Below are 11,390 nucleotides of genomic sequence, written 5' to 3'. Positions count from 1 at the left end.
CGGAGGCACCCCCGATGATCAGCAACCTGCGACCCCTGCTCACCTTCATGGGCGTCCTGCGCGAGCACCTTCGTGACGTGAACGCCGAACGGCGGGAGCACCCCGACGCCGGCTACTCCGCCGAAGCCGTGCTCGTCACCGCCCTCCTCATCAGCTTGGCCCTCGGCGCGGTCGGCCTCATCGTGCAGGGCGTCATGGGCAAGGCCGAAACGATCAACTACGGCTGATGGCGCCATCCATCACCCTCCCCTCACCTCCACCGGTCACCAGACCGCCGACCGGACCGGGGACCGGACCCGCCACCGGATACGAGTGGGCCTCGCCGACGCCGGCCGACCTTGACCGTCGTCCTGCCAGGACGAGGCCCGCCACGGGACCGAGGTGCGGCTCCAGCGACCACGGCGCAGTGTCCGCGCAGCTGGTCATCGCGACGCCGCTGCTGCTACTGATGCTGCTGCTGTCGGTGCAGATGGCGGTATGGCTGCACGCGGTCCACATCGCCCAGACCGGTGCCGCTCAGGCGCTGGCCGCCGCACGGGCCGAGGACGGCAGCGCTGCGGCCGGCCGCGAGCAGGCGGGCCTGGTGCTGGCCGAGCTCGGTAGCGGTCTACTGATCGACCCGCATGTGGAGGTGACCCGCAACGGCACCGAAGTCCACGCCCAGATCACCGGAACCGCCCAGGTCGTCGTACCTGGCCTGCGGCTTCCGGTGAACACCGTCGCCCACGGCCCGGCCGAAGCCTGGACCACGGAAGCGGCCACCACATGAGCCTGCGCCCGCGCAGCAACCGCTGCCGATCCGCATCCCCGAACGCAGTCAGGGACCGAGACCGAGACAGCCGGCGCAACCGAGCCCGGGATAGCGCTCGGGGGGCGGCAGCGGTCGAGGCGACCTTGATGGCCCCACTGCTGATCCTGATGTTGCTGTTCGTCGTCGCGTGCGGGCGGCTGGCGCACGCGCACCTGCGAATCGGCGACGCAGCCCACTCGGCCGCCCGCGCTGCGTCCCTCGCCCGTGACCCGGCCGCCGCGACCCGCGCCGCAACCTCAGCCGCCCACGCCGCGCTCCCTATCGGGGCCAGCTGTACCCAGGCTGACATCGCCGTCGACACCTCGGCGTTCACCCCTGGCGGCTCCGTCACCGTCACGGTCACCTGCACCGTCAGCCTCGCCGACCTGACCAGCCTGTCACTGCCAGGCGGCGCCTCCACCCAATCGGCCTCGTTCACCTCACCGATCGACACCTGGCGCAGCATCCAAGGTCAGCCGTGACTGCGACGCCAGCACGAGAGACCACGCACCCGAGCTCCAGCTCTCGTCCGAGGGCCCAGGCGAGGGGCCAGTTGGCAGATCACCCGCCCACCGGTCGGCCGTCACGGCCACGCCAGGTGATCCGCGAGCGCTCGGCCAGACACCGGGATGAGGGACAGGTCACCGCTTTCGTGGTCGTGATGATGGCCGGTCTGCTCGTCGTCGCAGGTCTGGTCCTGGACGGTGGCCTGGCACTGCGCGGAAAGGTTCGCGCATTCAACGAAGCGCAGGAAGCCGCCCGTGCCGGGGCGCAATGCATCGATCTCGCGGCGTACCGTGCCGACGGCCACGTCGTCCTTGTCCCTGGCGAGGCCGTAGCCGCCGCCCGCAGCTACCTCGCGGCGGCCGGCAACCCCGACGCAGCGACCGCGCCCGTCACTGTGGCAGGGGATGAGGTGACGGTCACCGTGACCCGGACCCAGCCCACCCAACTACTCACCCTGACCGGACTGACCTCGATCACGGTCAGCGGCTCGGCCAGCGCGCGGGCCGCCCACGGTGTCGAAGGACCACAACCATGACCCGTCCCGTAACACCTCGAGAAGCAGCCGCGCGGCCACCAGGTCGGCGAGGAAGGTGGCTCGATGCGGCCGCGGCCGGCGGCCGGGTTGTCCATGCGGCAGCGGCGGTCGCCGTGCTGGTCGGTCTGCTGGCGGGTGTGCCCTGGCTGCTGTGGCACCTGGCCGGCTGGCCCCTGCCCCGTCAGATCCCCACCGGCGCCGAGATGCTGACCGTCCTCGGCCAGCCGATGAGCGAGGTGCTGCTGGGCAACGTCCTGGCCTGCCTGGCGTGGCTGGCTTGGGCTGCGTTCGCCATCGAGACACTGCTCGCGACGGCCGCCGCGGTCGGGCAACTGCGCCGCGGCGTCTACGCCGCGGGTTTCGGCGGACACGACTTCAACAGCAGCGAGAACGGGCCGAGTTCGCGCCCAACCGGGCGGTTGGCGACAGCGCTGGTCGGTGCAGTGGTCCTGGCGATCCTCGCCCTTCGCCCCAGCGGCCACGTCCCCCTGTCCGCGGACGCACCAGGAGGCGCCGCCGTGGTGGCCTCGCTGACCGTCGGAGCGGCCTCTGGTGGCGACACGGGCCACGCAGGAGCGGACCTCGTAGCGACCCAGCACGCGCTCCCCGACGCGGGCCCAGACCCTGGACGCGAGGGGATCCGGCGCGGGGATACCCAGAGCCTCAAGGCCGGGCGCAGCGAGGAGCCCCGCCCGGACCCCGCGGTGCGCCACGTCGTCGTGCGCCCTCCCGACGGCCGCGTTCACGACAGCCTGTGGCGGATCGCCGAACGGGAACTGGGATCGGCGCGCCGTTGGGGCGAACTCCATCGGTTGAACGCCGGCCGGCTGCAGCCCGACGGCCGACGCCTGATCGACCCGGACCTGATCTACCCCGGATGGATCCTGCGCCTTCCCACCGACCCACCGGCAGAGAAACCCGCAGCGGGCGACCGCTCCCAGACCGTCCCGTCACCCCCAGTCCCGCCCCAAGGCGAGGCCCCGTCAAGCATTGAGCCGACAACCCCGCCCGCTACCACTCCATCGCGCGTGGCCCCGGACATCGCACCCGGGGACACCCGACCGGAGTCACCAGACCCGGCAAGCCAGGCGCCGGTTCCCCGCGCCACCGCACCGGCCACCGTACCCACCCGGGAACCCGTCCCGGGCTCAGGCCCGACGTCACGTTCCGACGATGGCGCCCCCGCCCACGGCGACACCGAGCCGGGTCAGGACGTCGGAGTGGATCTGCCCTCGGGTGGCTGGGTCGGGCTCGGCCTCGCCGCCGCCGTGAGCGCCGTGCTGACGATGGCGCGGCTGCGGCGTCGCCGGCACGCCACCCAAAACGCCACGGCGACCTTCCGGCTCGACCCCGCCATGCCGCCCACGGACCCACCACCGCCCGTCGTCCAAGTCCTGCACCAAGCCCACCTCGCCCATCTCGCCACGCTGCACGCGGCCACCGGAGACGCCTCCCGACAGCCCGCGGTGCAATTGGCCGTCACCGTGCACCGTGAACGCGGGCGCGCGGAAACCAACCACGCCGACCCACCGGAGCGGGACGAGCCGCCTCCCGCGCTCGCCACGGGCCCCGCGCGGACGCAACCACCCGAGACGGCTGCCGAACCCGCGGCGCCCTCACCAGCCGGGAGCCTCCACCTGGAGCCGGGCACCGAAGACGCGAGCGCCGGAGGGCAGCGCCGGAGCGATCGTGACCTGCTTGCGCCAACGTCATACGTCGTGACGGTCGGCGTCCGCAATGGCCAACCGTTCAACCTCGACCTCGTCGCCGCTGGCGGATTGGGCCTGTCCGGCGAGGGAGCCGACGGCGCGGCACGGGCACTCCTCGCCACCGTCCTGGCACACGTGAAACGACCACGCAGCGGCCCAGAGGTGGCCGTCGTGATTCCGCGGCCGGACGCGACGCGACTTCTCGGCCGGCAATGGGCCGACGCCCCGCCCCCGCTGATGCGGGTCGTCGACGATCTGGATCACGCCCTGGACCTGCTCGAGGTCGACCTGCTCACTCGACGCAGGCAACAGCTCCAACCCCAGCCTGCTGCCCACGGACCCCTGCAACTTCTGCCCGGGCCGGAGCCCAAGACCGAGTCCGACCCGAGGTCCGAGCCGGGACCGGAGTCGCCCCTGCTGCTGCTGATCGCCGACCCCGTGACAGCGCGGGCGCGCGTGGAAGCGGTCCTCACCCTGGGCCGGCACGTACGAGTTTCAGCCGTCCTGCTCGGTCACTGGCCAACCGGCGTGACCTACGAATGCGACAGCAGCGGCAACGTCACCACCAGCGCCGCGGCCGGCGAGCCCAGGACGCACACGGAAGCGGGCGACGTGCCGGACTTCGGTGAAGCCGGGAACCTCCGACTGTTCACCATGTCATCGACTGAGGTCAGCGATCTCTTCGCGGTCATGCAGGACGCCTTCAGCCCTTCACCGACACCACACTCGACGGTCAGAGGCCAGACGTCGCACCCGCTTACGGGAGGTCACAAAGGAGCGCATCCTGGCGTTCGAGGAAGCCGCCCGGCCGGCGGCGACGGTGCAGACCGTGCCGGGCAGCCGGTGGTCGAGCGGCAGCTGCCCCGTCCCGAGCCGCTCGCGCAAGGCGAGGCTCGCCACCACGCTCCCGACTCGGTCGGTACCGAAAGGCGACCAGCCGAGGCACGGCCGGCGCTACGACTGTTGTCGTCGGATCCACCGGCAGCAGTGCGGGCCACACCCGCACCACCCCAGAGGCCGCATCAGACGACGCCGCATCAGGCGCCGTCGATGCCGCAGGCTCCATCCCCGAAACAGACCTCGGTGGGACCGGAAACGGACCCGCCGCAGGCTCGCACGCCGGAACCGGAACCCCAGTCGGCCGCTGTTCAGCCAACGGCGAGCCTGGTTCTGGACGGCTGGCAGAACGCCGCACCGGCGGGTACGGAGCAGTGGTCACCACCGGTACAGGTGTCCGTCCTGGGTCAGCTGCGGCTGCACGTACGCGGCGTGGAACTGCGGCACGGGCTGCGCGGCAAGTCCCTGGAGTTGCTGCTGTACGTGCTGCTGAACCCTGCCGGTGCCAGCTCCGAGGCGATTGCCGAGGCCCTGTGGCCCGGCCAGGCCCAGGGCGCGGCATCGCTGCGATCAGCGATGAAGCGGCTGAGAGCACAGCTGAGGTCCGTCACCGGCATGCGCGAGCAGATGTTCATCATCCACTCCTCCAGTCGGTACCGGCCTGACCGTCGACTGCTCACCTGCGACGCCTGGGATTTCGAAGCCGCCGCCCGCGCCGCCACCGAGCCAACCTCAGGCGACGCTGCGGTCGAGGGCCGGGAGCTCGACGGTGAGCGGGCTCCCGCGCTGCGGCAGGCGGTCGCGTTGTACGGCGGCACGCTGCTGGACGGCGTCGATCACCCGTGGCTGGAGCCGTACCGGGAAGGGCTGCGCCTGCGCGCCCTGCACGTCTTCGTCCGCCACGCCACCACCATCGCCGACGCCGACCCCGAAGCCGCCCTCGCCGCGCTGGAGCGAGCCCTGCCGATCGACCCGACCAACGAGACCCTGTACCGGCGGGTGATGCGCCTGCAAGCCCGCCTGGGCCGCCCCGAAGCCATCTCCGGGACCCTGCACCTCTTGCGCCGGACCCTCGATGACATCGACGAGCTTCCCGAACGCGAAACGGTCGCCCTTGCCAAGGCATTGCAGCATGGCGGCGACGACGGCCCTTCCAGGCGTCCCAGCGGCACGGAACGACCCAGCGGCGCATGACCCCACCACCCGGCACCAAGACGGCTGGCGACCGAACCGACCGGGCCGAGGACGCACGCAACGTTTGGCGCGAATCGCGCGCCGACAAGAAGCCGCTGTCAGGCGCCGCACTCGGCCGCATGTTCGAGCGGTCCGAACGTTGGGGCCGAGACCGCATCGCAGAGGTCCGCGCCCAAGACCTCGCTCAAGCGGCACAGGACATGGGCCCCGCCGACCAAGTCAGGGGACCAGCCGCAGGCCCCAGCGCCAGCGCCGGGTATGCGGCCAGCCCGGAAACCGGTGCCGCTCCCGCCGTTGCCGTGCCGTCAGCGACCGTCCGGCTGCCCGGGAGTCCACCGACTGCCGCCGCGTTCGACACGGCAATTCCTCCGCCGGAACCGCCCGCGCCCCAACTGCAAGGGGCGCAAGCATCGGCACATGATGACGGCCTTCACCGTGCCGGGGCAGCAGATAGCGACCCACGAGCGGCGCGTGCGTCATCCGTCGCTACGGAGCCGCCGACCACGAACTGGGTGTGGTGGTGCGCGCTCGCCGCGGTCGTGGTCGTCGGTGCGGTGGCACTGGCGACCAGCTACGACCACATGCGCATCCTGGCTCGCGACAGTGGCGAAGGCTGGCGAGCGTGGATGCTCCCGGTCTCGGTCGACGGACTCATGATCGCCGCTTCCGTGACGATCCTTGCCCGCCGTCGCGCCGGCCAGCGGGGCGGCTGGCTCGCCTGGTCTTCGTTGTGCGGCGGGGTCACCGCATCTGTCGCGGCCAACGTGGCAGCGGCCGAGCCAAACCTCGTAGCGCAGCTCGTCGCCGCCTGGCCGCCACTGGCAGCCCTGGCCGGCGTGGAGCTGCTCATGCAGCACATCCGCATGCGGACCGCGACCAGCCACGGCAAGCAAGGGCAGTAGCGCCCTGGCTCTGACGCTCGCAACCGGCCCCACCGTGACCATAGTTGACCCAACCTCCGAGCGAAGGTGGCTCGTGGTTACGGTCAGTAACGGCCGCTACTGATCGATGTGTCGTCTGATGGTCTTGATGGGGACCAGGATTCGCTCGCTCATGCTTGATGAGCGCGGATCGGTAGCCAATCCGCGCATCTGGGACTGCCGTTGGCGGGGCGCCTCATGAGCACCGTCCACCGGAATTTGCCTTGTACCGCGAGAGTGGCCGAGCGTCGAGCACGTGTGACGCCCCTTCCTGCGCCCGACGCGGGTCGGGGACTGCCGGCCCAGCGGAGGGCCCAGCGGCTGTCCCTCGCGGGGATACGTAGGACGTTTTGGCGGGCATGCCCGGTGGAAGTCTGGAGGTGAATGAAGTCTTCATGACAAGGAGCACTGGGCATGCCCGCGTCGGAATTGTCGCGTGCTGCGGCTCGGTGGTCGAGTCGGGCGCGGACGGGTTGTATCTGGACGAGCAGGTCTGGGCGCGGCTTCGGGCGTTGCCGGATCCGCGGTCGCCGCGACGGGTCAACCACACTGGCATCACCCGGGCGCGACGCGGCGTGTACGTGTCCCGCGCGTGCGGCGGACCGGCACCGATGGCGCCGGCGCGCAACGGCGACCTCATGGTGGTGACGAACTCGATCGGCGCGGCAGCCGGCGTCCTGGGCGGCCTGGACGCGATGTCCGTGATGCGGTCCCGGGACGGCTTCCGGACGGCGACGATCCGGCACCGCGTCAAGCCGTGGCCGGGCGTCGGCCCCGACGACGGTGGCGCTGACGCCGTCGGGCGCGTATGTGATGAGCGGCCAGGTCGGCGTCCTGCTGACGGTCTCGGGCGCGGCGGACACGTTCACGCTTATCCGCCTGTGAGCCGGGCGCCGAACCCGCTCGCCGATCAGGGCCGCGCCGTGCCCGGCTACGGCGCCGGCTTCGGCTTGGCTGGCGGCTTGGGCTTCGGGGCCGGTGGCGAGGGTGTGCACCACGTCGCCCGCGCCGACGGCGGCGGCGCCCAGGCACCGGTCGCCAGCCAGGCGTCGACCATCGCGAGATCGGCGCGCACCGGTGCCGACGCCTCCCGGACGGCGGGCGGCAGCTCCTCGTGGCCCGAGTACCAGGCGGCCAGGACCAGCGCGGTGGCCAGGACGAAGGTCCGGATCGGGAACCGGTGATGCCGCTGGCCCGCCGCGTCCAGCACGCGCCCGCAGGCGGTGACCGCCGTGGCCGCGGCGCCGAGCAGTCGGCCGTACGCGAAGGCGGCGGCCGGCGGCCGCCGGTCCGCCCGGCGGTAGGCCGTGGTCAGCAGGAACTCCGGGTACGTCAGCAGCATGAAGCCCGGCGACGCCGCGCTCCGCAGGGCGCGCCCGCCGTGCCGCAGGACCGGCGGCAGCACCTTGGTGACGATGGCGAGCACGACGAGCGCGAACAGGCAGATCCGCAGCGGGGGTGCCAGCCAGGCGGAGCTCTGGGACCAGATCGCGTGGACGATGTCCTCAGTGATCACCTCAGCCCTCCCGCGGCACGTCCGGCGCGGCGTCCGCCCCGATGTCGGCGACCTCCTCGCCGATGACGACGGTGTCGGCCGCCGGTGTGGGGCCGGGCGTCACGGCGGCGGCCGGGTCCGGCGGCGCTACGGCGCCCGCCTGGATCTGCCGCGCCGTGGCTGTCCACGAGTCCAGGAGCTGGTTCAGGACGGCCTTGGCCTTGTCCGAGACGTCCCAGCCCTCCAGCGCGTCGTTCTGCAGCAGGATCTGCAGCGCCTCCATCTGCTGCCGCGCGATCGCGCCGCGCTGCTGGGCGAGCTGGGCCGCTACCTGGTGGATCGTGTCCGGCTCCTGCAGCAGCCGCATGGCGAGAACGGCGAAGTCCCCGCGCTCCAGCAACCGGATGTACTGGTCCGTACGCAGCTCCTCGATCCGGAGCTCCCCGCGCACCTCCTGCTCCCGCAGCTGGGCGCGCAGCGCGGCGTTCTCCAGCTCCAGCTTGAGCCGTTCTGCCTCGAGCTTCGCCTCCTGCTCCTGCTGCCACTGCCGGCGCGTGAACAGCTCGGTCTCGAACTCCGCCGTCAACCGGGCGTGCTGGGCGTCCAGCGCGGCCTTCTGCCGCCCGAGCTCGGCCTCCTGCTCGGCCTTCTGCCCGGCGAGCCGCGCCTCGTGCGTCCCGCGCGCCAGCTCCAGCTCCGCCTGGCTGCTCTGGCGGCTGCCGGTGCGGCGGTCCTCCTTCAGCGACCTCAGGTACTCCGTCGCCGCGGCGTCCGGCGTGAGTTCGGCCCAGAAGCGGACGACGAGAAACGCGTCGTCGTGTCGCCGGGCCGACTCCGTCTCCCGCAGCACCGCCAGGACCTCGGCCTCGGCCTCCTTCCGCTGCTCCGCCTCGTACCGGCCGCACACCTGGCGGGCCGACTCCCGGATCAGTGGGACCAGGACCTCCACGGCGTCCCGGACCTGCCGGCGGACGACGGCCACCGGGTCGTCGACCCGGAAGACGAAGCCCAGCCTCGCCGTGAACGCGCCGTCGCCGTCCTTGCACGGGAACTCGGCGTCGAACTCGACCCTGGTCTCCGCGACGTTGACGCGGTACAGCGTCCGGACGCGTCCGAACCGGGTCTCGCCGGCGGTGAGCCGGTCGTCGTGCGCCATGAGGGCGCGCAGCGGCTGGCCCTCGCGGTCGACGACCAGGACGGTGCCGGGCGGTGCGCTCGGCAGGCCGCCGAACATGCCCAGCCCGGGGCGTTCGATCTCTTCGTACGGACGGAACGTGATCATGTCGTGAACTCCCGCTCGAAGGCCCGTGCAAGGTTCCGCGCGCTCGTGGGGGCGTCGGGTCCCCGGCTCCAGCGCTCGACGTAGTGCTCGAGCCGCCGGCGCCCCTGCGCCCCTCGGCCGGGCAGCGCCGCGCAGCGCAGCACGAGCCGCTCGAGGGGGAGGTACAGCTCCGGGTCGTCCGCGGCGAGGTCGAGGAGCTCGCGGAGCACCTCCAGGGTCCCGGCCCGGGTGTCCGCGTCGTCCAGGCAACGGCCGAGCAGGTCGGCCGCGGCCGGAAGCCCTTCGTCGGACGTGAGCCGTTGCCACATGGTCCGGGCCAGCCAGGAGCCGGGCTGGACGACGCGGCGCAGGATGCCGGTGAACACCCGGCGCGCGATGGCCGGGCAGGGCTCCAGGCCCGGCTCGAACCAGTCCGTCAGGCTCGCCAGCGTCAGGACGGCGACGGCCGGGTCCTGCTGACAGCCCAGGGCGAAGAGGCTCTGGACGTTGACAGCGACCGCGACGTCCAGTCGGCTGTCCGGGCTCCGCAGGGCGATGCCCATGAGCTCCGCCATCGCGACGTGCGGGTGGAGCAGGCCGACGTACCCGCCGTACGCGGACGCGGCCGTCCACGCGAGGTTGTGGTGGTAGAGCGTCGCCCAGTGGTGCAGGAGGCCCAGCGCCATCCCGGCCGTCTCGCTCCGGCCGGCCGGCACGCCGAGCGCGTAGGTCGCCGCCAGCCCCGGGTTGCGGAGGTCGGACTTCGCCCACGGCAGCAGGAGCTGCGACCGAATCGCGGCGAAGTCGTACTCCGCGAGCTGGCCCGCGGCGCAGCCGACGCGGATGCGCACGGCCGAGTCCGTGTGGTTCCCGAGCTCGTGGAGCCAGCGGACGAGCGCCTCGGCCAGGACGTCGTACTCGTGCCAGACGACGTCCAGCACCGCGGTGACGAGGCCGGTCGACTCCAGCGCGACCGTCTCCGCGAGGCAGGTGCCGAACTCCGTGCTGAGGATGCCGCGGTCGAGCGTCGCCATGACGGCCCGCAGGCGGTCCGCCCGCGACCGGGCGTGCGATCGCGGCTGCTCGGTCAGGTCGACCCGGCTGACGTCGGCGAGCAACTGCTCGAGCCGCGCGGCCTGGGCCGCGATCGTGGCGTAGGTGCAGCCGCCGAGCACTGCGACGGCCAGCAGCAGGGCGATCTCGTCGAGGTCGTGGTTCTTGGTGAACCACTCTTCGACCCGGCGGCGCGCGTCGAGGCCGAGCTCTGTGACGCAGTCCTCGTAGCGGCCCCCGGCGCGGTGCGTGCGCACGGCGTGCTGCGCGAGGCGATCGGCGAGGCGGAGTTCCCGGTCCGCAAGCAGGGCGACGGCGTCGAGCGTGTCGAGGCGCTCGAGGATTGCGCGCTCGGCCGCGGCGCGGGCGGGCCTGTCGCCGTCGGTGTCGGCCTCGGTGTCCGGCGGCGGGCCGGCGTCCGCCGCCGGGTCCGTGGCGCTGAGGTAGTACCGGATGTGACGTGCCAGCACCTCGCGGAGCGGCGGGCGCGCGCGCCACGGCACCGTCCAGGTCGTCAGGTCCTGCTGCAGCGGCACGCGCTCGTCGACGGTGACGACGAGGTAAGCGCCCGCCTTCGCGAGCTTGCGGCTCAGCGCTCGCAGCGTGAACGCGTTCAGCGCGCGGGCGGTGTCCGGCAGCATGGACTCGACGACGTAGCAGGTCTCGTACTTGCGAAGGATCCGCGCGTCGAATTCGGCCAGGTCCTTCGCGGACACCGACGGGTCGACGTCGAGGATCCGTTCGTGCGGCTCGAGGAGTGCCATGGCTGCGGCCCGCTTGCCCGTGCCCGGCGGTCCAGACAGGACGACGACACGCTCCCGCTCCAGGACGGCGATGGCGCGGACCCGGCTCTCCACCGGGACCGTGACCTCGCGCAGCCGCCGTAGTTCTCCAGGCGACGTCGCCGAGACGCCGACCAGCCGCGTGCGTCGGCCGCCCCGGACGTCCTTCGCCGTCGCGTCACGGCCGGCCAGGTCCTCGGCGGTGACGGACCCGCCGTCGGTCACGTAGACGCCGCCGGACCGCTGGTCCGTCCAGTAGATGTGATAGACGGCGCTGTTGTCGTACGCCTGGCGGTCGGACTCCAGC

The 11,390-nt window shown here is 72.4% G+C and carries 9 protein-coding genes; 6 read left to right on the top strand and 3 right to left on the bottom strand.

Annotated features, from left to right (window positions below):
* Positions 1–14: 14 nt before the first annotated feature.
* The 6 genes from AC08OU_RS00045 (at position 15) to AC08OU_RS00020 (ending at position 6,474) form a co-directional block, all read left to right on the top strand.
* Complete coding sequence (locus AC08OU_RS00045; protein WP_476603987.1) at positions 15–227, top strand: hypothetical protein; 213 nt, start codon at positions 15–17, stop codon at positions 225–227.
* 179 nt (positions 228–406) lie between these two features.
* Entirely contained in the window at positions 407–769 is a 363-nt protein-coding gene (locus tag AC08OU_RS00040) for a pilus assembly protein TadE (RefSeq protein WP_476603986.1), read from the top strand.
* Positions 766–1,272, top strand: a complete 507-nt coding sequence (locus AC08OU_RS00035) for a TadE family protein (RefSeq protein ID WP_476603985.1) — start codon at positions 766–768, stop codon at positions 1,270–1,272. The genes AC08OU_RS00040 and AC08OU_RS00035 overlap by 4 nt, the downstream gene beginning before the upstream one ends.
* 71 nt (positions 1,273–1,343) lie before the next feature.
* A complete protein-coding gene (locus AC08OU_RS00030) occupies positions 1,344–1,832 on the top strand; it encodes a TadE/TadG family type IV pilus assembly protein (protein ID WP_476603984.1) in 489 nt (162 codons plus the stop codon).
* Complete coding sequence (locus AC08OU_RS00025) at positions 1,829–5,572, top strand: BTAD domain-containing putative transcriptional regulator (RefSeq protein ID WP_476603983.1); 3,744 nt, start codon at positions 1,829–1,831, stop codon at positions 5,570–5,572. The genes AC08OU_RS00030 and AC08OU_RS00025 overlap by 4 nt, the downstream gene beginning before the upstream one ends.
* A 512-nt stretch (positions 5,573–6,084) precedes the next feature.
* A complete protein-coding gene (locus tag AC08OU_RS00020; protein ID WP_476603982.1) occupies positions 6,085–6,474 on the top strand; it encodes a DUF2637 domain-containing protein in 390 nt (129 codons plus the stop codon).
* 949 nt (positions 6,475–7,423) lie between these two features.
* On the opposite strand, the gene AC08OU_RS00015 is transcribed toward AC08OU_RS00020, so the two are convergent.
* The 3 genes from AC08OU_RS00015 to AC08OU_RS00005 form a co-directional block, all read right to left on the bottom strand.
* A complete protein-coding gene (locus AC08OU_RS00015) occupies positions 7,424–8,008 on the bottom strand; it encodes a hypothetical protein (RefSeq protein WP_476603981.1) in 585 nt (194 codons plus the stop codon).
* A gap of 1 nt (position 8,009) precedes the next feature.
* Complete coding sequence (locus AC08OU_RS00010) at positions 8,010–9,269, bottom strand: SPFH domain-containing protein (protein WP_476603980.1); 1,260 nt, start codon at positions 9,267–9,269, stop codon at positions 8,010–8,012.
* Positions 9,266–11,390: hypothetical protein (locus AC08OU_RS00005; protein ID WP_476603979.1), on the bottom strand; the 2,125-nt coding region annotated here is incomplete at its 5' end. The genes AC08OU_RS00005 and AC08OU_RS00010, both read right to left, overlap by 4 nt.

Source organism: Frankia sp. CcMO1 (assembly GCF_977945845.1).
Note: the sequence above shows the minus strand (reverse complement) of the source record. Positions and strands in the feature narration are given on the sequence as shown.